This window comes from Clostridium polynesiense (assembly GCF_000820705.1).
In the GTDB taxonomy this organism is placed as follows: Bacteria; Bacillota; Clostridia; order Clostridiales; family Clostridiaceae; genus Clostridium_AA; species Clostridium_AA polynesiense.
In genome coordinates, this window is record NZ_CCXI01000131.1 from 1 (window position 1) to 20,097 (window position 20,097).

Sequence of the window (20,097 nt, forward strand, 5' to 3'; positions counted from 1 at the left end):
GGAGCACCCCTGGGGTATTTACATTTAATTCCTACTATTTTATTTTTTCTCTTATGGTGTTTTCTATTTCCCCTTCTTCAGGGAATCTGGCTAATTCCTTTTTGGAAAACAAAAGGTCATCATTCAGTTTAATTTCGAATACTCCTCCGGAAGAAGGAATTAAATTTAATTCCTCTATACTGTTTTTATGCTCACTCAGCAAAGTCTCAGCCAGGCTCACGGCCCGTCCAACATATCCTCAGGAAGTACAGTATTCTACGCTTATCTTAACTTTTTCCATAACCAACACTCCTCTTGTCAATTTAATTTCATTAAAAATATTTTACCAATTTTACAAGTGTAAATACCATGAATTAAATGTTAATTATTGTATTTTTACTCAAGAATATTTTAATGTATTTTGTACATCTTAATTAATAGGACTTACAAAAGAAGATATTTCGGAGGTTGCTTATGAAAAAGAGCCCTTTATTTATGATAACCTTATTAATATTACTTTTCTCATATAATATAATAGATGTTAATGCCTCAGTAAATATAGGAAAAGAGGATATAAATAAATCAGATAAGGAAAAAAAAGCCTCTTATGTAGTATTAATAGATGTTAATGAACTGAGGCTTTTTCTAATTGATAAAAATACCAACAATATAATCAAAAACTATCCAGTTGCCTTGGGCAGACTGGATCTTCCCTCTCCTTTAGGTACCTGGAAAATTATTAATAAAGGTCAATGGGATGAAGGTTTTGGAGGCAGATGGCTTGGCTTAAATGTTCCTTGGGGAACTTATGGCATTCACGGCACTACAAGACCTTCTTCCATCGGAAGTTATGCTTCTCATGGATGCATTAGAATGTTTAATTCTGATATAAAGGAATTATATGACTACGTTCCCTATGGAACTACAGTTATTATTTACGGAGGCTCCAGCTGGCTGTTTACAAACTATTACAGAGTTATCCTTCCTGGAGACAGAGGTGCTGATGTCTACGATATTCAAAGACGGTTAAAGGATTTAGGTTACTACAAGGGAACTTTGGACGGAATATATGGAGAAGGAATGAAAGCTGTGATTATTAAAGTCCGAAAAGAACACAACCTTACCCCTTCCCATAATATAGATCATGATTTTTTAAAAACTATAGGAATAATAAAATTTGAATAATCCAGGTAAACTCCAGAGCATACAAGGATAATTCTCAACTATAGGAAGTATAAAATTCAAATAATTAATTAAACTTTGATTTTCTTATATCAAATATTTTAATAGTAAGATATATAAGCGCCATACAGTAGATTAAAACCAATGGAACAAGCCAAGTGAACTGAAAATTCTTAAGTTCATTGGCACTGCTTAACAGATGATGAGGAAAGTATGCCGCTATTTTATTAATACTATCCACAGCTGAAAGTATATAAGTCACTGCTAAGGTCATAATACCCGCAGCAAAGCTTTTTGAAACCATAGAACTAAAAAACATGGTTAAGGCGATTATAAAACAGTAATATAAACTGTGATAGTAAAAGCTGTGAATCATGTTTGTAAGCCTTAGATTTCCCTCGGAATATAGTATATTAATATAATAATAATTTACTAAAAACCCTGCAAATACAGCAATGATTACAAAAAAGACAAAATGCATATATTTAGCTATGACAATTCCTTTTAATTCAGCTCCCTTTGATAGCGGAATTATAATCCTTTTAGACTTGATTTCTTCACAGATAGTGGAGGCTATAACAAAGACAATAACCATATTTCCTATTTGGAAAAGATCCTTAAAGTAGTTCAGCGCAGCAGCTTCCCTTGTAACCTTAAACAGCGAGGTTAACCCCCCTGGTATCTGGCTTTCAAGAATCCTTGGAAGAAGCTTTAAAAGAATAGGATCAAAGACAGCAAAAAATATAATTGCTGCAGCTACTATAAGGTACTTATGCTGCCTTTTTGCCTCCAAAACTTCTTTATTAAAGTAAGCTTTAAAGCTGTTCATTATCTCCCACCGTCCTTTTAAATATATCTTCCATACTCATATTTCTCAGATTGTAGCTTTTAATAATTCCTCCTGCTTTAATAATTTCAGGTATAAGCTGCCGTCTCCCTGCATCATTATCTTTAAAAAGCACGGAAAGCCTTTCCTTTTCTACAATAATATCTTCTATCCAGTAAAAATCAGAAAGTCTGTGAGCAATATTTTCTAAATCCCCCTCTATTTCCACATCATATATAGGCTTGATATATTTCTCTTTTAAGACTTTCAGCTCCTCCGTTACCAATATCCTTCCTTTTTCAATAATGGTAATATAATCGCAAATTCTTTCTACATCATTTAGGATATGAGTGGATAAAAATACTGTACTTCCCTGATTCTTAAGCTTCAATACAAATTCCAGAATTTCTGCTCTTCCCTCGGGGTCAAGTGCAGAAGTAGGTTCATCCAGAATTATAAATTCCGGATTGTTAAAAATGGCGCTGATAATAGATAGTTTCTGCTTCATCCCTCCTGAATACTGCCCTATAAGCTTTCTCCCTTGTTCCTTTAAATTCATAAACTCTAAAAACATCTCGATTCTACTTCTTGCTTCCCTGCTATTCAGTTTCGTTATCTTTGCCAGAAATCTGAGATACTCTTCAGCAGTCATATAATCATAAAAATGATGTTCCTGTGGGGAATATCCTATATTTTTTAAAATGGTGCTTTTATTCCTTTCATAGGATTTATCTCTGTAAATGATACTTCCGGATTCATAATTTAAAATTCCTGCCAATATATTCATGGTGGTTGTTTTCCCTGCACCGTTTCTGCCTAAAAACCCATGAATACTTCCTTCTCTTATTTCGAAGCTGATATTTTCTAAGGCTTTAAAGCCTCCAAAGCTTTTATTTAACCTTTCAACCTTTAACATAATAAATACATCCTTTTATTTGTTTTTTATTTCTTATGCTTTCATACTTAAAATCAATATTTTTCTCTTCCGAATAGGAGATATGAAAGTGGCCCTAAAGTGCTAACTAGTAAAATAATTACCACCCAAACAGTTTTAGGAAAGTATTTAACTTTATCCTTTCTTATTATCACAAGACAGAAGATTTTTAATAGAAACTCCAATAGTATAACCGGTGCAAGGAGCTTTAATAATTCTATACCTTCATTCATATAATTAATTCCTCCTTTTTAAATTCATTAATTAAACGGAGGAGAAAATAAAATAGTTCACTTGTAATTCTTTAATCTTAAATGAATTTAATATATTATAAATATAAACATTTAACTTGATATTTTTATAGAAGGAAGGTGGACTAGCTTTTGTGCTATGTTTATATATTGCAATGCAGCGATGACACACTATATACAGGATGGACTAATAATTTAGAAAAAAGATTAGAAACTCACTCTAAGGGAAAAGGTGCTAAATACACAAGATGCCGTCTTCCTGTAAAACTAGTCTATTTTGAAAGCCATGAAGACAAAATCTCAGCTCAAAAAAGAGAATATGCTATTAAAAAGCTTACACGGGAACAAAAATTAAAATTAATAAAAAAAGCCCCAGAGTTAATCAGTTAACTCTGCGGCTTTTTCCTCTATTAATAATACATTTCCCCTTAGTGATTATTTATATTTTACCATTAACAGGGTCAATAATCAAATGAACATATAAAATTTACTTTTTATCTTTATCCTTTTTCCATCTGACCTTTCGGGAAAACCATAGATAAATCAACAGATTGGTAGGTGTATTAAGAGTGCACAGGATTCCCCATATCCAATACCCCTTTATCCCTCTTTTTTTCCCGTCGTTAAATACCCAAAAACCCTGAAAAAGTAGGAGTGGAATAAGGAAAATCAAAAGAATTTTTTCTAATTCTGTAAGCATTCTTATCTCTCCTCTTTAATTTTTTTGCAGCTGTATGCAAAAAAGGTAATAATTATAAAGGTAACAACTAACTGAATAGCAATAAATACCTTAAATCCTCCTAAAAATCCTAAGGTAAATAATAAAAAGAGAACAGCAAAAGCACTTACAAGAAAATATACATTTTCTTTTTTATCTTCTTTATCTTCTCTAAGGGCTTCTCCCTCACTGATTATAGATAAAAAATCTATATTCTCTAAATTCTTATCCTTTACCTTATCCATTAAAGTCTTCATTTCATAAAGATCTTTTTTAATATTATCTTCAGAAGCTTTTTCAAGATCATATTTATCCCTTTTCTCCAATCCTTCATAAAAATCATCTATAGCCTTATGAAGCTTATGGGAGTTATTAAGCCCTTCAGTTTTCTTCATTCATCATTCCCCTTTCCTTCAACTTTTTCAAAATATCTTTTATGGAATTATGAAGTCTTGACCTTACTGTACCCACCGGACACTTCATAATTTCAGCTATCTCTTCATATTTAAAATTATAATAATGCTTTAATATGAATACAGTCCTTTTTTCATAAGGCAGCTCCTTAATTATATTCATGACATTTCTATATTCAATAAGCTCCATTACTCTATCCTCTACTTCTACAGCGCCTCCCTGTACCTCTTCCATGTATACAAGCCTTTTATTTTTTCGTAAATAATCTCTATAAAGATTCGTAGCTATAGTAATAAGCCAGGTAGAAAATTTTGCTTTAGGAGTAAAGCTTTTAATATTTATTACCGCTTTTAAAAGAGCTTCCTGGACTATATCCTTAGCCAGTTCTTCGTCGCAGCAAAGCTTTAATACATAACCTGATAAAATCTTATAATTATCAGTAAAAAGCTGATTTAATGCACTTTTATTACCTTGTTTTGCCCTTTCTACAAGCTCCCATTCCAGCAAAAGCATCCCTCCTTAAGAATTACCTCGCTAATTTAACTATCTATCTACACTTTTAGTTCAATTAAATAATTAAAATATTAATTTATAAAGTATTTTTTATAAAATCCACATTTTATATTTTTACAATTTTTGTAGAATCTTAATTTAATATTACCATAATAAACATATATATTTTAAAAGCTAATTAATGGTATAATATTTCAGTAATAATTAACCTCTAGGTATAAGTATAATTCTAATACCTAGGTAAACTATTATTACCCTATATTCGTAACGTAAGTTTGAGGTGGTGTAAACTTGAGAATTGCATGTATAAGTGATATTCACGGAAATATTTATGCACTGAAAAAGGTGCTTGAAAACATTGATGATAACAACATCGATCAGATAATATGTCTTGGAGATTTAACCGGTTACGGCCCTCATCCAAATGAAGTTGTAGCTCTTATAAGAAGAAGAAAAATCCTCTGCCTTAAAGGTAATTACGACGCCTCAGTGGCAGATAATGAGTTTACTTATATAAGAGATACCTCCATCAACAGTTTTTCTCTCCCCTGGACTTCAGAGGAGCTTAGAATTTCACACAAATATTACCTCCACAGCCTTCCTGAAAACTTATCTTTAACCTTTGAAGATAAAAAGATTCTATTCGTTCATGGAAGCCCAAGAAGTATTAACGAATACTTGAAAGAAGACTCGTTAGAGGCTATGGAAAATATGTCAGAGCTCCCTTACGATATTTTGGTCTGTGCCCATACTCACATACCCTATGTAAAGGAATATGGCAATAAAATTCTAATAAACGACGGAAGCGTCGGAAAGCCTAAAAACGGTAAACCTCATTCAACTTATGCAATTATAGATATTAAAAAAAACAGTGATGTAAAAGTAGAAATTAAAGAAGTTGAATATGATGTATCAAAAATCATAAAAGATATGGAAATTAAGGACTTCCCTTATGCTTTAATAAATTCCATTAAATCAGGAGTTGAATAATATTATTTTAATTTAAAGCACTAAAAATAAAAAATTTAAATTCAACAAAAAAAATCACCTAAATTAGTTAACCTGTATTTTTACCATAACTAAATTAGGTGATTATTATATTAATAAATCTAATATGTCTATTTTCTTTCAATTATGCTTATCTCTCCATTTTTCTCTAGTATTGCAAGCTCTACTTCTTTTAAACTGGTTAATCCGTTTTCTCTTACATTTGACATTAAATCATCTAAAGCCAATCTTTCTGCTTTAAGATTTTTGTGATTTACCTCTCCTTTATAAACCAAAAGCATAGGTTCTCCTTCTATCTTCCTTGCAAGCCTTGGCTTTTTCCAAAACAAATAATTTATCACGTAATTAAGAACCATCAAAAATGCAGCAGCAAGTACACCTTCAAAAAATCCTTCCTTTCCTTCTAAAACTGAATGTCCGGCAAATTCACTTATTATCAGTATAAAAACATAATCCATCATCGTAAGCTCCCCCATATCTTTTCTTCCAATGAGTCTGAGCCCAAACATCATAAATAAGTAAATAAAGATAGTTTTTACTATAATCAATGCATAATTCATTAAACCCCTCCTTACTCTTCCTCAAAATTATAAAGAATATTTATTAAATTTCTGTCCTTTTGCTGTTAACTAAAAGTTAAATTCACAAATTATCACTTTTAAAAAATATCAGCATATATTAAAACTGTGGTTAAATATTTTATGGAGGTACTTATGTACTATACCGATGAGAACAACAATTTAAATTCCTTCTTCTGGGGTAATGACAACATAAATTCAGAGTCTCCAGCCAATACTTTATTCGATGATTCTGCCATTCCTGCTAATTCTAATTCCTTAGGCATTGATAACCAAAAGACTCCCCCTGCTTCACAGCAGGGAACTACTCCTACTGCAGAACCCGGTACATCCATGGGTTATCCTATGACTGGGGATTATACTTTTCCTCAGCAAGGCCCTTCTATGGGTTATCCAATGATGGGAGGTTATCCAATGACTCAGGGAAGCCCTTCTATGGGTTATCCAAGCATGGGCTGGTCTCCTGTTCTTCCAGGAACGCCTCCTATGGGAGTTCCATCAAATCAAATTCCTACATCAATGGGCTATCCCATGATGGGAAGCTACCCTATGTCTCAGGGAGGTCCATCTATGGGTTATCCAGGTATGGGGTGGTCTCCTATGATTCCTGGTGCAGCAATGGGTTACCCTATGCCTCAACCTTATCCTTTTATGGGATGTCCTATGATGGGAGGTTATCCAATGCCTCAGGGAAGCCCTTTTATGGGATATCCAATGATGGAGAATATGCAGCAGCCTCAGCAAATGCCTTCTATGCCACAGATGGAAGAAACCGAATCAGCAAGGCAAAAAGGCAGACCAAAAGGATATTATCATAAAAACTATTATAAGAGGCCCCATTACCATTATTCATACCCCTACTACCACTATCAGCATCCTTATCACCATCATTATTATGACTATGATAATTATCCATACTATTGGATGTATCCTCTTCTATATAATATTTTGGATGACTACGACTAAGATCCCTAAGGGCTACTAAAGTTTCACTAATTAATAACAACTATATTTTCATCTTTCTCATGAAAAAGGCTGTGATTACTAATTATCACAGCCTTTCATTCATTATTTTAAGGATTATTTTTTATAAACCAGTTCCCCCACTATTGGTACCTCAGCTAATATCATTTCATTATTATGGCAGTTTTCAAACTCCTTTGTTAAATCTCTCCCTGCTGTAACTCCAAAATGACTGCCTCCTGCCCATGGTCCTAGCCTGCTGACATCATATACTTTCCCGTTTATCGCTACGTAAGCAGGTTTCCCTCCCCTGCCGTTATAATTGCTAAGCTCCTCAATGGTAAATTCCTTTACCCTGTTCACAGCCTCCTCTTTACTAAACATCTGAGAATTCCTTAGTAAAGTGTTCTCTTCCAAATCATTTAATCTTCTAACAGGAGTATTGCGCATATTTTTCACTCTGCATTCTCCTAAAAAGTCTTCTATTTCTTCGCATTTATTTAAGAATGCTCTTTTATACTCCTTTCTGATCATTGATGTTGCTCCGTACACCATACCCTGCTTTAAATAGCACAGTTCCTGATATTTATTGTCAAGAATATGCTGTAAGTACTCTGTCATTTAACCACCTCTAAAATATTGGATATCAATTATATATATGAAGTTTTAAAAAGATTAGTGATTAAAATTAATTAAATTGCAAATAATAAAAGTAGTTGATTATTTTATATAAATACTGTAGAATTAAAATCAAATTATGATGTTAATTACTGTGATGAGAAGAGTAGATATAAGAAGTAGTTTCAGCGAGTGGATATTGGTGGAAGATCCATACGAGGCTTATATTGAAGAACATCTCTGAGTATCTAACCGAACTCCTTATGGATAGTAGACTTAGACGGAATCAGTACCGTTAATACTGAACAGCATGTTAGTGCTGATAGAGTGGTCATTTATGACAAGTAGGGTGGTACCGCGAGCAATGCCTTCGTCCCTTTTGGATGAATGGCTTTTTTTATTTGAAAATAATAAATAGTAAGAAGGGATGATAAAAATGACTATGGTTGCAGTTAAAAATCTCTATAGAGATGGAAAGCAATTTTACGGACAAAAAGTTCAGGTTTCAGGATGGATAAGAACCTTAAGATCTTCCAATGCTTTTGGATTTATTGAATTAAACGATGGAACCTTTTTCAAAAATCTTCAGGTAGTAATTGACACAAAACTGGATAACTTTAAAGAAGTATCTAAACTTCCTATAAGCTCCAGCATCAGGGTATCTGGTACTATAGTAGAAACACCGGATTCAAAACAGCCTTTTGAAATTCATGCAGAATCTGTAGAGGTTGAAGGACTTTCTTCCCACGATTATCCTCTTCAGAAAAAGAGACATACTTTTGAATACTTAAGGACAATTGCTCACTTAAGACCTAGAAGCAATGCTTTTTCTGCAGTATTTAGAGTTAGATCCGTAGCAGCTTTTGCTATTCATAAATTCTTCCAGGAAAGAAACTTTGTATACACTCATACTCCAATAATAACAGCCAGCGATGCAGAGGGTGCCGGTGAAATGTTCCACGTCACCACATTAAACCTAGACAGTCCTGCAAAAACAAAAGAAGGTGCTGTGGACTTTTCTCAGGATTTCTTTGGAAAATCTGCAAACTTAACGGTTTCAGGACAGCTTAACGCTGAATGTTATGCTTTGGCATTTAGAAATGTATACACCTTTGGGCCTACCTTTAGAGCTGAAAATTCAAACACTGCAAGACATGCAGCTGAATTTTGGATGATAGAGCCTGAAATAGCCTTTGCTGAGCTTGCTGATGACATGCAGCTTGCAGAAGATATGCTTAAATATGTTATAAAATATGTTATGGATGAATGTAAAGAAGAACTTGAATTCTTTAACTCCTTCATAGATAAGACCCTTCTGGAAAGGTTAAATCATATTGTTAATTCTGAATTTGGCAAGGTTACCTACACAGAAGCAGTAGATATACTAAAAAAATCCGGCAAGAAATTTGATTATGAGGTTCAATGGGGTATTGACCTTCAGACAGAACATGAGAGATATCTAACTGAAGAAGTATTTAAAAAGCCTGTTTTTGTAACGGATTATCCAAAGGAAATTAAAGCTTTTTATATGAGACTAAATGACGACGGAAAAACTGTAGCTGCTATGGACTGCTTAGTTCCTGGAGTAGGAGAAATCATCGGAGGAAGCCAGAGAGAAGAAAGAATAGATATCCTTGAAAAGAGGATGGAGGAGTTAGATCTCAATAAAGAAGATTACTGGTGGTATTTAGAGCTTAGGAAGTTTGGCGGTACTAAACACGCAGGCTTTGGACTTGGCTTTGAAAGACTTATAATGTATATAACAGGAATGCAGAATATCAGAGACGTAATTCCATTCCCAAGAACACCAAATAATGCCGAATTTTAAAAAGCAATAAAATAGAAAACAGGATTTTGCTTAGAATAATAAGCAAAATCCTGTTTTTCTTCAACTAAACCACTATTAAATCCTTAGTAAATTTATTGAGCACTTCAACTCCATTTTCCGTAACCAGAACTAAGTCCTCTATCCTCACTCCTACATCTCCTGGAAGATATATTCCGGGCTCAATGGAGAATATCATACCTGGTGCTACTTCCTCAGTATTTACTGAACTTACGTCGCCAAAGTCATGAACCTCTATTCCTATGGAATGTCCTGTTCTATGGGTAAAGTATTTTCCATATCCGGACTTTTCTATAACCTCTCTTGCTGCTTTATCTATATCACAAAATCTTACTCCAGGCTTTACTGCCTCAATTCCTTTTAAATTCGCTTCCTTAACCAGCTCATATACCTTTCTATGTTCTTCACTTACATTTTTATAAAATACCGTTCTTGTCATATCAGAGCAGTAGTGCTTTCTCACTCCTCCTATATCAAAAATAACGTTATTTCCGGGTTTAACTGTAGAAGCATCAGGCTCATGATGGGGATCAGCTCCATTTGCACCGTAAGCTATAATAGGTGAAAATGAAAATCCTTCTGCATTTTCCTCTTCAAAAATATCAGCCAAAATACTCACCATTTTCTTTTCGCTGTATTCCTGACAAAGTGACTTAACAGCCTTTGACATTACATTATCATTTATCCTTGAAGACTCCCTCATCATTTCTATTTCTTCTTTATCCTTTATCATCCTTGCTCTGTCTATAATAGGAGAACCGTTAACAAAATTTTTACAAGCATTTCTTTCTATCAATTTAATAAGAAAATGTGCCGGCCAAAATTTATCCACACCTAAGGTCTTGTCTTTATCCACAATGTTAGTTAATTTAGCAATAGGATCATCAGTATCCTTATACCAAATAATATCTACACCTTCTATATCCTCTACAGGAAAGAGTTCATTTACTATAAGCTTATTATCTCCATCTGTGTTTATATATAATGTCAGCATCCTCTCTCCTGGTTCAATCCATCTTCCGGTTAAATAAAAAATTGAAGCTGGGGAAGACAGGATCATCTGGGGTACATTCTGACTCTCCATTGATTTGATAATATTATTTAATCTCTGATATTTCATCCCTTTACCTCCATATTAAATTCAAAGAATTATAGCTAAATTATACCATAGATAAAAAGCTTAAATCATTATTCCTTTATGATAAAAACTATTAAAGTTCTTAAAGCTGTTTTTATATAAAATTTTAACCTATTTGTATCTTTTTATAATAAAAAAAAGTGTATAATAACTTATCGAATTAGAAATATAAATCACGGAATAACATATATCCTTTTCGAGGTGACTATTTTGGATTTTGATGTATTTTTTATATTAAAAGCTATAGTAATAGCTATAGTTGAGGGGATAACAGAATTCTTACCTATATCCTCAACAGGTCACATGATTTTAGTTGGTCATTTTATTGGATTTGAAGGTTCCTTTGAAAAACTCTTTGAAATAGTTATTCAATTTGGTGCTATATTAGCTATAGTAGTTTTATTTAAAGATAAAATTTTTAATTCCTTTAAAAACCTTTCTCCCGGTGAGTATGGCTTTAAGCTATGGACGAATATATTCATAGCGGTAATACCTGCTGTAGTGGTGGGGCTGTTTCTACATGAAAAAGTAACCCAGACCCTTATGCGACCTTTTCCTGTAGCCCTTTCACTGGTCATCGGGGGGTTATTTATGATATACGCTGAGAAGAAATTTCGTAATAAGAATAAAATACTTCATATTGAAGATGTATCCTTTAAAAATGCATTTTTTATAGGATTATTTCAAATTTTAGCTATCCTTTTACCTGGTTTTTCAAGGTCAGCATCAACGATTATTGGAAGCTGGATAATCGGTTTATCCGCTGTAACAGGAGCCGAATTTGCATTCTTTTTAGCATTGCCAACGGTATTCGGAGCTTCTTTATACGCTCTGCTGAATATCGGCTTTGTTTTATCTGTAAAAGAGATTGCAGCACTTATTATAGGTTTTTCTATATCCTTCTTAATAGCATTGGTAGTAGTAGAGCAATTTGTCAACTATATAAAGTACCAATCTCTGAAGGGTTTCGCAGTATACAGGATTCTCTTAGGCTTATTGATAATAATATTACACTTGTTTAATATTATTTAATTACATAAAAAATAAAGTACCAAGTAATTTCTTTTGTTTAGTAAGCTAAGCAGAATAAATTGCTTGGTACTTTTATTTTAGGGATACTGAATCATCTTAGAACTTCTGTATGTAATACTGCTCTTCTCTTTTAATTTCCCTTCCTCCTTATGAGTATTACTTATGGCTGATGCTAAAACTAATGAAAGTATAGATGCAAAAGCTGCAAGTCTTATAAATTTTCTTATCACAATTACCCCTCCTAAGAATCTTTGTTAGTAGGTTGCGGCAAAATAATAAAATTATTACTTTTTCTGAAAGTTTTATGTTTTTTATTTCAAGGATTTAAGGGAGTGATTTTTATGGAGAAAATAAAACATATATGTATGATTTTATTATCTGTGATTTTATCTTTCATCCTATTTGAAATACTGTACTATTTTACAGCTCAAGGGATTTACCATGGAAACATTCCAAGCTTTCAATTTGATTATGTAGACGGCACAAAAATTCATTATCATGAGGAAGGCAATGGAGAGCCTATACTGTTAATTCACGGTTATATGAGCTCTTTGAATTTTTTTGACCCTATTTTTAAAGAGCTATCTAAAAATTACAGGGTAATTGCAGTTGATATGCCTGGTTATGGTCTTTCAGATAAAAGGCCAGAATTGATCTACACTAAGGAATACACCGCTGACTTACTGGTAAAATTTTTACATCAAAAGGACATCCAGGCTTTTTATCTTTTAGGACATTCTATGGGAGGCGAAGTATCATTAAATATAGCTCATAAATATCCCAATGAGGTAAAAAAACTCATACTGGTTAATAGCACCGGTTATTTCGAAACACCTAAGAATAAAGCCCCCGCACTTTTACAAAAGCTGGCAATAGGAAGCTTTACCCTTCACTCTATAGTAGGGAATAAAAATCTTTATAACAAAAGAAAAATGTATCCTTCTTACTTAGAAAGAATCTACTGTATTAATTCCTCAACTCCTAAGGACACAATATATAAAATCAATGCACATAATGACAGCGGCAGGCTTAAAAGCAGCATTAAACATATAAAAACTCCAACTCTCATTATTTGGGGAAAAGAAGATGAAGTTGTACCTTCTGAGAACGGAATTTTCTTTTCAAAGGATCTCCCCAATAATAGGCTGGTATTATTCAAAAAAACCGGTCATATACCTTTTTTTGAATATGAAAAGGAGTTTATATATGAACTGACTAACTTTTTAAGAGATTATAGAAAATAGTGGCAGTAGTTTAATAAAATTAAATCATAATAAATGCTATAATATAGGTAATGAAACCGTTAAGCAGTACGAGTTTTTAACTGTATCAAAATATTATTTGCTTATCATTTAAGGGGGGGAAAACTTAGTGAGCACATCTGTCAATGAAAAAGGAGGAAAATATATGTGGGTAATTTTTGCTCTTTTGTCAGCATTTTTTGCTGCAGCTACATCTATATTAGCTAAAATAGGAATTGAAGGTATTAATTCTAATCTTGCAACAGCAATACGTACAGTAGTAGTACTTATTATGGCATGGGGAATAGTTTTTATTACCGGTACTCAGAGTGGAATCACAAGCATAAGCCAAAAAAGCTGGATTTTTCTAGTGCTTTCCGGAATAGCCACAGGGCTTTCCTGGCTTTTTTACTACAAAGCCCTGCAGATGGGAGAAGCATCTAAAGTTGTTCCTATCGATAAGTTCAGCGTAGTTATCAGCATGGTTATGGCTTTTGTGATATTGAAGGAAGCCATCACCGTAAAAACTATAATCGGCGGAATATTTATTACCATAGGTACTTTTGTACTCATTCTTTAATCTTATATTAATTGTAACTGTATAGCCTTAATAGAAAAGTCAGGAATCACATTGATTTCCTGACTTTTAATTTTATTTCTTTTTATACCCTCGTGAATATAAAGGATAGAATTATTGTATTAATCGAAACTTTTAATAATAAGACCTTATATATTTCTATCTATTATATCTGAAGAGACCTTTTAATATTACCGGTCCTCCTTTGCCCTTTTCTATGTTATAGGGGCGAACCTGTATTTCTGCGTTATCCAATTTATATGTAATGAGGTCAAAGCTTCCTGACCAGCTTTTATTTCCATTTTCACTTAAAGGATACATCCTAAACCTCCAGGTGATTTCTGAGGGAACAAATACAACCCCTTCATAGCCCTGAAAATCCCCTAAAGATGATGGCTCAGGGAGATTATAAGCCTCTATTCTCACCGCTGTACGAGGAAAGCTCGGAGGAAAAGGCGCCTCATAAAAGTAAGCACTTCCTTCAGCAGCAGAATAGCTGCTATTTACAGCATTTAAAATAACAATATTCTCTGGATTTGAAGCTTCATGGAAATCTTTGCTGCCTGAAACCTCTATACCCATGAAATGTTCAGCTGCAAAAACCGATTCAGCAGTGTTACAGTTAAAAGCACTAAAAAGAACAATAAAAGTTAATACAAGCATTTTCATGGAATTCACCCCGTTATGCTATCTTAACTTAGTATTACACTTAAAGATAAATTTTATAAATCAATACAAACTGCTTTTCCCGCTTTTAAGCTTTCTTTAACATCTATAATCCTCTGATTGCTGGAACCTCTGAATTTAAGTCCTTCCTGCTTTTTATCTGCTTCAAACCTGCCATCCACCAGCACATCGATATTCTTTATAAACTTCCTCCATTCCGGGCGTGTATCTAAATTTTCTTTTATGTATTCAAAGGTATATCCTGTGTAGCTCCATATGTTAAGTCCCAGAGCCTTAAAGTTTTCTGCCATATATGCAAATTTATCTGCCTGCTCAAAGGGATCTCCTCCTGAAAAGGTTACCCCTTTAAGCATAGGATTTGCTTTTACATCCTCTATTAGTTCATCCATATTCCAAAGATATCCCCCATTGAAATCATGGGTTTCCGGATTGAAGCATTCAGGACAATTGTGCCTGCAGCCCTGTGAAAAAAACACTCTCCTCATTCCCGGTCCATTAACCAAGCTTTCATGTATAATTCCTGATAATCTAACAGTATTCTCCATTCTACCACCCTGCTTACTTTATTTCTTTCCAAAATTAAATTTGTTTGTTTTCTTATAATATAATGATAACATTATTTTATAGGTAATAAAAAATTTTCATTTTATTTTTAGAAGGAATGTGAAAAGCTTTGAGAATATTAACAAACACTCTATTAGAAGGTACAATATTAGTTTTGCCTCTTTATTTATTAATCCGTATTATATATTTATTAACCAACAAAAGAAGAAAATCTAATTTACAGGATATAAATAGTGGTATAAATAGGATTAATGAGGTTGTTAAACAAGATATCAATTATCCAAGAGAGATACTTTTTGCTTTACTTGTTATTTACCTCTGGGCGGTTTTAAACATAACCATCTTTCCAATTAATTTTTCAAGAGATTCTATTTTTAGAGAATTAGCCATAAATATTATTCCCTTTAAGGATATTATAGCTGATTTTATACAAACCACTGCTTCAAACAACTTTAAAGACCCTTATTTTCCCTTGAAGCTGCTTATAAGGAATCTTGGCGGAAATTTTCTATTGTTGTTTCCTTTAGGAGTAATCCTTCCCCTGTTGTGGAATAAATTTAGCAAACTAAAAAATACAATTTTAGCTTGTTTCTTAGTATCCCTATCCATAGAATTTCTTCAGGGAATATTAACGTTTACCGGACTTATTTTTAGACGAGCTGTAGATGTAGATGATTTGATTCTTAATACTTTAGGCGGAGCTGTTGGATATCTTTTTTATTTATTAATAATTAAGATAATGCCCTTGAGAAGAAAGGCTTTACCATAAAATGTATCTACCCCTGGGGTGCTTCCTTTTTAAGGAAGCACCCCAGGGGTAGATACATTTTTTTACATATACTATTTCTTACAGATCCATTTCCTCCAGAGCTGTATTCTCGAAGCTCTGCAGCTTATTGTAATACACCCTGGGAGACATTCCAAAACGTTTTTTGAAGGCTCGTACAAAAGTTGAATAATCTCCGAAACCGCTTTGAGCAGCTACCTGAAACATGGGTAATCCCTGCCTTATCAGAGATTTTGCAAGTATCAGCCGCTTTTGTATTATAAAACTATATAAAGAGGTGCCTGTTTCCTTTTTAAACTTATGCATAAGATAATATCTGCTCATATAAAACTTAGTGGATAAGGAATCTATAGACAGCTCTTCGTCCAAGTGGGAATTTATATAATTTATAATGGAGCTTATGTTTTCATCATATTCAATTTCCTTAACCTCTTTACTGCTGTCGGTATTTAAAAATATACGGTTAAGCTGTATTATAAACTGAATAAAAAGAGAATTTTTAAGTATATCCCCGGCAAAGTCACTGCTGTGCTTTGCTTCCTCTAAATCCTTCAGCAGAGCTTTTATAGTGTTTACTTTATCTCTGCTCATTCTTATTAAATGATACTCCTCTTCTCTTGCCTTGTTAAAACAGGCCATTAAATTACTGAGCTTTGTATTATTTTTTTCAAGAAACTCTGGATAAACCCATAAAACAATCCTCTCGTAAACCTCACTGGAATCTATAGAAGGCTTATGAATTTCCGTATTGCCCACCAGTAAAATATCCCAGGGCTTTAATACATATGCCTTACCTTCTATATAATAAGTCACCTTTCCTGATATAAAAACCACTATTTTATGAAAATCATGGTGATGATAATCAAATTCCATGGATTTTTGATCCTTTATATGAAAGAGTTCAAAATCGCTTTTTAAATATCCCCGTTTTCTGCCTTTATTTAATTTAATATCTTCCATCCCATAAGATTTATTTTCCGTATCAGTATTGCCTGTTCTACTATTATCCAATCCTGCCATATAAGTATACTTGTTAACCATTTTCTCACCTGTTGTTATCAATTAATTTACTTTCATTACCATTATAGCACTTTTTGCAATATTTCAAGCATTATTAGCAATATTTATAGTAAAAATTATGGGTATAATACTACTAGGAGGGATTAAAGATGAAAATTAAAGAACTTTTAAACAACATACCTTATGAAATAATACAAGGATCCGATGAAAATGAAATTAAAAATATAAGCTGGGATTCCAGACAGGTGGAAAAGCAATCATTATTTATTTGTGTAAAAGGAAAAAATGTTGACAGACACGACTATGCCCTTACAGCAATAGAAAAAGGCGCTGTGGCTTTAGTTATACAGCATGGGGTTGAGAATATCCCTAAGGATGTCACAATAATAAAGGTTAAGGATTCTCAGGCAGCAATGGCAGTTATAGCCAGCCAATTTTATGGTCATCCTTCAAGAAAGTTCAATTTAATAGGTATAACCGGAACTAACGGAAAAACCTCAGTATCCTATTTCATATCAGAAATATTGGAAAGCCTAGGAAAGAACGTTGGTATTATAGGGACTATAGAAAATAAAATAGGCAAGCAAAACCTTAACGTGGAAAAGAAAAACCCCACTACTCCTGACTCACTGGACCTTCAGTCCTCCTTCAGCGAAATGTTTAAAAACAGTGTTACTGATGTGGTTATGGAGGTAACCTCTATAGGACTTGACCATCACAGAGTGGATGAAAGTGACTTCGATATCGGAGTATTTACAAATTTAACACAGGATCACTTAGATGAACATGGAACTATGGAAAATTACAGAGATGCAAAGATAAAGCTCTTTAAAATGTGCAGGCAGGGTCTTATAAATATCGACGACTCCTATGCAGAGGATTTTATCAATGCTGCAACCTGCAGGGTTCTCACTTATGGAATCCATAAGGAAGCAGATTACAAGGCTGAAGATATAAGCTACTCCTTAGAGGGAGTTAGTTTTACTCTAAATCATCATGGTGAAAAGAAGGAAATAGACCTTAAAATCCCTGGAAAGTTCAGCGTTTACAATGCCCTGGCAGCTATTGGCTCCTGTCATGCTCTTGGAATACCTTTAGATGATATTGCAAAAGGTATATCTTCAATCCATACAGTACGTGGAAGGTTTGAAACCGTACCTAACTCTAAAGGATACATGGTAGTGGTGGATTATGCCCATACTCCTGACGGATTAGAAAATATATTAAGCTCAGTAAAAGCATTAACGGATAAAAAAGTGATATCAGTATTCGGTGCCGGCGGAGACAGAGATAAAACAAAAAGACCTATTATGGGTGAAATTGCAGGGAGACTGTCTCACCACTGCGTTATAACCTCAGACAACCCAAGAACAGAGGATCCTGAAGGCATACTTAAAGATATCGAAGCAGGAATAAAAAAGACAGATTGTCCTTACGAATTGGTAGTGGACAGAAAAGAAGCTATATATTCAGCATTAAAAACAGCAGAACCGGGAGATATAGTAGTAATTGCCGGTAAAGGACATGAAACCTATCAGATATTTAAAGATAAAACCATACACTTTGATGATGTAGAGGTTGCAAAAGAATTCTTAGAAAACAACTAATATCTGGTAATCATCAGTAACAAACAAAATCCATTAAATTATAATTAACAGAAAATAATTTATATATGGTAATGAATACACAATATATTTAAATTCAAAAATTTATTTTATTACCCTTTTTATATATTTACTATGTAGAAAGGCATTAATTAGATATAAAAATGGTAAGTATAAAGGAGGATAATTTTATGAGATCATTTTTAAAATCCTATAAATCTTCCCTGATTTTATTAGCTTCAATTCTAATAGGCGGCATAATTGGAATGATTTTAGGTCCTAAGGCAGCAGTAGTTGAACCTCTGGGTACACTTTTTATAAATTTAATGTTTATGATTATAGTTCCTCTGGTATTTTTCAGCGTAAGTTCAGCCATAGCTAATATGAGCGGAATGAAGAGACTTGGAAAGATAATGGGGAGCACCTTTTTAATATTCACCCTTACTGCCATAACCGCAGCAGTAATCGGGATCATAGGAGCACTTTTGGTTAATCCTACTAAAGGATTGGATGTCTCTGCCTTCAGTACACTTATGGCCCAGGCCGGGGAGGAAGCTCCTAAAGCTGAGCAGGTAACCTTTTTAGGCCAGCTTGTAAAAACCTTCACAGTTTCCGATTTTTCAATGCTGTTTTCAAAAAACAATATGCTTCAGCTTATAGTATTTTCGATACTTCTTGGTATATCTACTGCCCTGGTGGGAGAAAAGGGAAAACCTTTGGCTAAGCTCCTATCCTCAGGGTCTGCAGTAATGATGAAAATAGTTGAAATAATCATGTACTATGCTCCTATAGGACTGAGCGCTTACTTTGCCTCTGTAATAGGTCAGCTAGGTACTCAAATACTTCAAGGTTATCTAAGAGTATTTATGCTTTACTTAGGTTTAAGCGTAATATACTATTTCGGATTCTTTACATTGTATGCTTTTATAGCCGGAGGAAAGGATGGAATTTTCAGCTTCTGGAGAAATTCTGTAGCTCCTTCCGTAACCGCTTTAGCCACATGCTCCAGCGCTGCCTGTATTCCTGTAAATCTTGAATACAGCAAAAGAATGGGAGTACCGGACGATATAGCTGAAACAGTAATCCCCTTAGGAGCCAACACTCACAAAGATGGCTCGGTATTTGGAGGAGTTATGAAGATAGTATTCATATTCGGTATTTTCGGAAGAAGTATGTCCGATCCAGGAACATTGCTGGGAATCTTAGCGGTATCCTTCTTAGTAGGTGCAGTTATGGGTGCCATACCAAACGGAGGAATGATAGGTGAAATGCTCATACTCAGCGTTTACGGCTTTCCACCAGCAGTTCTTCCAATCATAGCAGTAATAAGTACCATTATAGATGCACCGGCAACCTTATTAAACTCTACAGGTAATACCGTATGCTCCATGATGGTAACCAGACTTGTTGAAGGTAGACTGGTCGGTGCCAGGCACCTGACAAGTGACAAATGGAAGGCAATGAAAGCAAAAAAAAGCGAAGCATAAAGAAAAGCCTTGATTATCATTAATTATGTTAATCAAGGCTTTTTTATATTAGTTTAACTCTAAATATTTAAATAATGCTTCAATTTGTATTGTTAATTGCTTTTCGAAGTGCTAAAATTAAATTGTTAGC

24 protein-coding genes, 1 pseudogene and 1 other annotated feature are annotated in these 20,097 nt (G+C 33.7%); of the genes and pseudogenes, 11 read left to right on the plus strand and 14 right to left on the minus strand.

The window, feature by feature from the left end:
- Positions 1-34: 34 nt before the first annotated feature.
- A pseudogene (locus TA89_RS12650) lies at positions 35-226 on the minus strand (SelT/SelW/SelH family protein); the annotation flags it as partial.
- Positions 227-453: 227 nt separating this feature from the next.
- Between TA89_RS12650 and TA89_RS12655 the strand changes: the two are divergent.
- Positions 454-1,164: a L,D-transpeptidase family protein gene (locus TA89_RS12655; RefSeq protein ID WP_040213872.1), complete on the plus strand. Its 711-nt coding sequence runs from the start codon at positions 454-456 to the stop codon at positions 1,162-1,164.
- 64 nt (positions 1,165-1,228) lie between these two features.
- On the opposite strand, the gene TA89_RS12660 is transcribed toward TA89_RS12655, so the two are convergent.
- Genes TA89_RS12660 through TA89_RS12670 form a run of 3 tightly spaced genes read right to left on the minus strand, consistent with a single transcriptional unit; the run spans position 1,229 to position 3,154 of the window.
- Positions 1,229-1,990, minus strand: a complete 762-nt coding sequence (locus tag TA89_RS12660) for a hypothetical protein (RefSeq protein WP_040213874.1) — start codon at positions 1,988-1,990, stop codon at positions 1,229-1,231.
- A complete protein-coding gene (locus TA89_RS12665; RefSeq protein ID WP_040213875.1) occupies positions 1,977-2,903 on the minus strand; it encodes an ABC transporter ATP-binding protein in 927 nt (308 codons plus the stop codon). Before TA89_RS12665 ends, TA89_RS12660 begins: the two co-directional genes overlap by 14 nt.
- Before the next feature lie 53 nt (positions 2,904-2,956).
- Positions 2,957-3,154 (minus strand): PLD nuclease N-terminal domain-containing protein, encoded by a 198-nt coding sequence (locus tag TA89_RS12670; protein WP_040213876.1) that lies wholly within the window; start codon positions 3,152-3,154, stop codon positions 2,957-2,959.
- A 150-nt stretch (positions 3,155-3,304) separates the two neighbouring features.
- Between TA89_RS12670 and TA89_RS12675 the strand changes: the two genes are divergently transcribed.
- Positions 3,305-3,562 (plus strand): GIY-YIG nuclease family protein, encoded by a 258-nt coding sequence (locus TA89_RS12675; protein WP_040213877.1) that lies wholly within the window; start codon positions 3,305-3,307, stop codon positions 3,560-3,562.
- Between the two features lie 97 nt (positions 3,563-3,659).
- Here the strand turns inward: TA89_RS12675 and TA89_RS12680 are convergent, their stop codons facing one another.
- From TA89_RS12680 to sigY, 3 genes are read right to left on the minus strand one after another with little or no spacing between them, the layout of a single operon-like run.
- Positions 3,660-3,872 (minus strand): hypothetical protein, encoded by a 213-nt coding sequence (locus tag TA89_RS12680; RefSeq protein WP_052447487.1) that lies wholly within the window; start codon positions 3,870-3,872, stop codon positions 3,660-3,662.
- 2 nt (positions 3,873-3,874) lie between these two features.
- Positions 3,875-4,285: a hypothetical protein gene (locus TA89_RS12685; RefSeq protein ID WP_040213878.1), complete on the minus strand. Its 411-nt coding sequence runs from the start codon at positions 4,283-4,285 to the stop codon at positions 3,875-3,877.
- Positions 4,272-4,811, minus strand: a complete 540-nt coding sequence (gene sigY / locus TA89_RS12690; RefSeq protein ID WP_040213879.1) for an RNA polymerase sigma factor SigY — start codon at positions 4,809-4,811, stop codon at positions 4,272-4,274. The genes TA89_RS12685 and sigY overlap by 14 nt, the downstream gene beginning before the upstream one ends.
- Before the next feature lie 297 nt (positions 4,812-5,108).
- Here sigY and TA89_RS12695 point away from each other — a divergent pair, with 297 nt between their 5' ends.
- Positions 5,109-5,807 (plus strand): metallophosphoesterase family protein, encoded by a 699-nt coding sequence (locus TA89_RS12695; RefSeq protein WP_040213880.1) that lies wholly within the window; start codon positions 5,109-5,111, stop codon positions 5,805-5,807.
- Positions 5,808-5,935: 128 nt separating this feature from the next.
- On the opposite strand, the gene TA89_RS12700 is transcribed toward TA89_RS12695, so the two are convergent.
- Positions 5,936-6,385, minus strand: coding sequence for a DUF421 domain-containing protein (locus tag TA89_RS12700; protein ID WP_052447488.1), 450 nt, complete (start codon positions 6,383-6,385; stop codon positions 5,936-5,938).
- Between the two features lie 153 nt (positions 6,386-6,538).
- On the opposite strand from TA89_RS12700, the gene TA89_RS12705 reads away from it, so the two are divergent.
- Positions 6,539-7,369, plus strand: a complete 831-nt coding sequence (locus TA89_RS12705) for a hypothetical protein (RefSeq protein WP_040213881.1) — start codon at positions 6,539-6,541, stop codon at positions 7,367-7,369.
- Between the two features lie 114 nt (positions 7,370-7,483).
- Here TA89_RS12705 and TA89_RS18895 read toward each other — a convergent pair whose 3' ends face one another.
- Positions 7,484-7,987: a cytochrome b5 domain-containing protein gene (locus TA89_RS18895; RefSeq protein ID WP_052447489.1), complete on the minus strand. Its 504-nt coding sequence runs from the start codon at positions 7,985-7,987 to the stop codon at positions 7,484-7,486.
- Positions 7,988-8,129: 142 nt separating this feature from the next.
- Positions 8,130-8,365: a binding site (T-box leader), on the plus strand.
- Positions 8,366-8,411: 46 nt separating this feature from the next.
- Between TA89_RS18895 and asnS the strand changes: the two genes are divergently transcribed.
- On the plus strand, positions 8,412-9,812 hold the full coding sequence (asnS, locus tag TA89_RS12715; RefSeq protein ID WP_040213882.1) for an asparagine--tRNA ligase: 1,401 nt from the start codon (positions 8,412-8,414) through the stop codon (positions 9,810-9,812).
- A gap of 64 nt (positions 9,813-9,876) precedes the next feature.
- Here asnS and TA89_RS12720 read toward each other — a convergent pair whose 3' ends face one another.
- Positions 9,877-10,950 (minus strand): M24 family metallopeptidase, encoded by a 1,074-nt coding sequence (locus tag TA89_RS12720; RefSeq protein WP_040213883.1) that lies wholly within the window; start codon positions 10,948-10,950, stop codon positions 9,877-9,879.
- Between the two features lie 228 nt (positions 10,951-11,178).
- On the opposite strand from TA89_RS12720, the gene TA89_RS12725 reads away from it, so the two are divergent.
- Complete coding sequence (locus tag TA89_RS12725) at positions 11,179-12,000, plus strand: undecaprenyl-diphosphate phosphatase (protein WP_040213884.1); 822 nt, start codon at positions 11,179-11,181, stop codon at positions 11,998-12,000.
- A gap of 77 nt (positions 12,001-12,077) precedes the next feature.
- Here TA89_RS12725 and TA89_RS18330 read toward each other — a convergent pair whose 3' ends face one another.
- Positions 12,078-12,230: a hypothetical protein gene (locus TA89_RS18330; protein ID WP_156120042.1), complete on the minus strand. Its 153-nt coding sequence runs from the start codon at positions 12,228-12,230 to the stop codon at positions 12,078-12,080.
- Positions 12,231-12,341: 111 nt separating this feature from the next.
- Between TA89_RS18330 and TA89_RS12730 the strand changes: the two genes are divergently transcribed.
- Both TA89_RS12730 and TA89_RS12735 read left to right on the plus strand, forming a co-directional pair.
- Positions 12,342-13,244, plus strand: coding sequence for an alpha/beta fold hydrolase (locus tag TA89_RS12730; protein WP_040213885.1), 903 nt, complete (start codon positions 12,342-12,344; stop codon positions 13,242-13,244).
- A gap of 163 nt (positions 13,245-13,407) precedes the next feature.
- Positions 13,408-13,821: an EamA family transporter gene (locus TA89_RS12735; RefSeq protein WP_040213886.1), complete on the plus strand. Its 414-nt coding sequence runs from the start codon at positions 13,408-13,410 to the stop codon at positions 13,819-13,821.
- A gap of 156 nt (positions 13,822-13,977) precedes the next feature.
- Here TA89_RS12735 and TA89_RS12740 read toward each other — a convergent pair whose 3' ends face one another.
- The gene (locus TA89_RS12740; RefSeq protein WP_052447490.1) at positions 13,978-14,487 is read right to left on the minus strand and encodes a YoqH family protein; all 510 of its coding nucleotides are present in this window, start codon (positions 14,485-14,487) and stop codon (positions 13,978-13,980) included.
- Between the two features lie 53 nt (positions 14,488-14,540).
- Positions 14,541-15,050, minus strand: coding sequence for an anaerobic ribonucleoside-triphosphate reductase activating protein (nrdG, locus tag TA89_RS12745; protein WP_040213887.1), 510 nt, complete (start codon positions 15,048-15,050; stop codon positions 14,541-14,543).
- A gap of 128 nt (positions 15,051-15,178) precedes the next feature.
- Here nrdG and TA89_RS12750 point away from each other — a divergent pair, with 128 nt between their 5' ends.
- The gene (locus TA89_RS12750) at positions 15,179-15,838 is read left to right on the plus strand and encodes a VanZ family protein (RefSeq protein WP_052447491.1); all 660 of its coding nucleotides are present in this window, start codon (positions 15,179-15,181) and stop codon (positions 15,836-15,838) included.
- A 78-nt stretch (positions 15,839-15,916) separates the two neighbouring features.
- On the opposite strand, the gene TA89_RS12755 is transcribed toward TA89_RS12750, so the two are convergent.
- Positions 15,917-16,816 carry an AraC family transcriptional regulator gene (locus TA89_RS12755; RefSeq protein ID WP_040213915.1) on the minus strand — a complete coding sequence of 300 codons (900 nt, stop codon included), beginning with the start codon at positions 16,814-16,816 and terminating at the stop codon, positions 15,917-15,919.
- A 209-nt stretch (positions 16,817-17,025) separates the two neighbouring features.
- Here TA89_RS12755 and TA89_RS12760 point away from each other — a divergent pair, with 209 nt between their 5' ends.
- Complete coding sequence (locus TA89_RS12760; RefSeq protein ID WP_040213888.1) at positions 17,026-18,483, plus strand: UDP-N-acetylmuramoyl-L-alanyl-D-glutamate--2,6-diaminopimelate ligase; 1,458 nt, start codon at positions 17,026-17,028, stop codon at positions 18,481-18,483.
- Positions 18,484-18,671: 188 nt separating this feature from the next.
- Positions 18,672-19,967 carry a dicarboxylate/amino acid:cation symporter gene (locus TA89_RS12765; protein WP_052447492.1) on the plus strand — a complete coding sequence of 432 codons (1,296 nt, stop codon included), beginning with the start codon at positions 18,672-18,674 and terminating at the stop codon, positions 19,965-19,967.
- Positions 19,968-20,097 lie beyond the last annotated feature (130 nt).

Bases quoted from the DNA above. Each gene is read 5' to 3' on its own strand.
- TA89_RS12765 (WP_052447492.1), top strand. From the start codon at position 18,672: ATGAGATCATTTTTAAAATCCTATAAATCTTCCCTGATTTTATTAGCT.
- TA89_RS12670 (WP_040213876.1), bottom strand. From the start codon at position 3,154: ATGAATGAAGGTATAGAATTATTAAAGCTCCTTGCACCGGTTATACTA.
- asnS (WP_040213882.1), top strand. From the start codon at position 8,412: ATGATAAAAATGACTATGGTTGCAGTTAAAAATCTCTATAGAGATGGA.
- TA89_RS12660 (WP_040213874.1), bottom strand. From the start codon at position 1,990: ATGAACAGCTTTAAAGCTTACTTTAATAAAGAAGTTTTGGAGGCAAAA.
- TA89_RS12740 (WP_052447490.1), bottom strand. From the start codon at position 14,487: ATGAAAATGCTTGTATTAACTTTTATTGTTCTTTTTAGTGCTTTTAAC.
- TA89_RS12735 (WP_040213886.1), top strand. From the start codon at position 13,408: ATGTGGGTAATTTTTGCTCTTTTGTCAGCATTTTTTGCTGCAGCTACA.
- TA89_RS12705 (WP_040213881.1), top strand. From the start codon at position 6,539: ATGTACTATACCGATGAGAACAACAATTTAAATTCCTTCTTCTGGGGT.
- TA89_RS12685 (WP_040213878.1), bottom strand. From the start codon at position 4,285: ATGAAGAAAACTGAAGGGCTTAATAACTCCCATAAGCTTCATAAGGCT.
- TA89_RS12700 (WP_052447488.1), bottom strand. From the start codon at position 6,385: ATGAATTATGCATTGATTATAGTAAAAACTATCTTTATTTACTTATTT.
- TA89_RS12760 (WP_040213888.1), top strand. From the start codon at position 17,026: ATGAAAATTAAAGAACTTTTAAACAACATACCTTATGAAATAATACAA.
- TA89_RS12665 (WP_040213875.1), bottom strand. From the start codon at position 2,903: ATGTTAAAGGTTGAAAGGTTAAATAAAAGCTTTGGAGGCTTTAAAGCC.
- TA89_RS12680 (WP_052447487.1), bottom strand. From the start codon at position 3,872: ATGCTTACAGAATTAGAAAAAATTCTTTTGATTTTCCTTATTCCACTC.
- TA89_RS18895 (WP_052447489.1), bottom strand. From the start codon at position 7,987: ATGACAGAGTACTTACAGCATATTCTTGACAATAAATATCAGGAACTG.
- TA89_RS12755 (WP_040213915.1), bottom strand. From the start codon at position 16,816: ATGGAAGATATTAAATTAAATAAAGGCAGAAAACGGGGATATTTAAAA.
- TA89_RS12730 (WP_040213885.1), top strand. From the start codon at position 12,342: ATGGAGAAAATAAAACATATATGTATGATTTTATTATCTGTGATTTTA.
- nrdG (WP_040213887.1), bottom strand. From the start codon at position 15,050: ATGGAGAATACTGTTAGATTATCAGGAATTATACATGAAAGCTTGGTT.
- TA89_RS12720 (WP_040213883.1), bottom strand. From the start codon at position 10,950: ATGAAATATCAGAGATTAAATAATATTATCAAATCAATGGAGAGTCAG.
- TA89_RS12655 (WP_040213872.1), top strand. From the start codon at position 454: ATGAAAAAGAGCCCTTTATTTATGATAACCTTATTAATATTACTTTTC.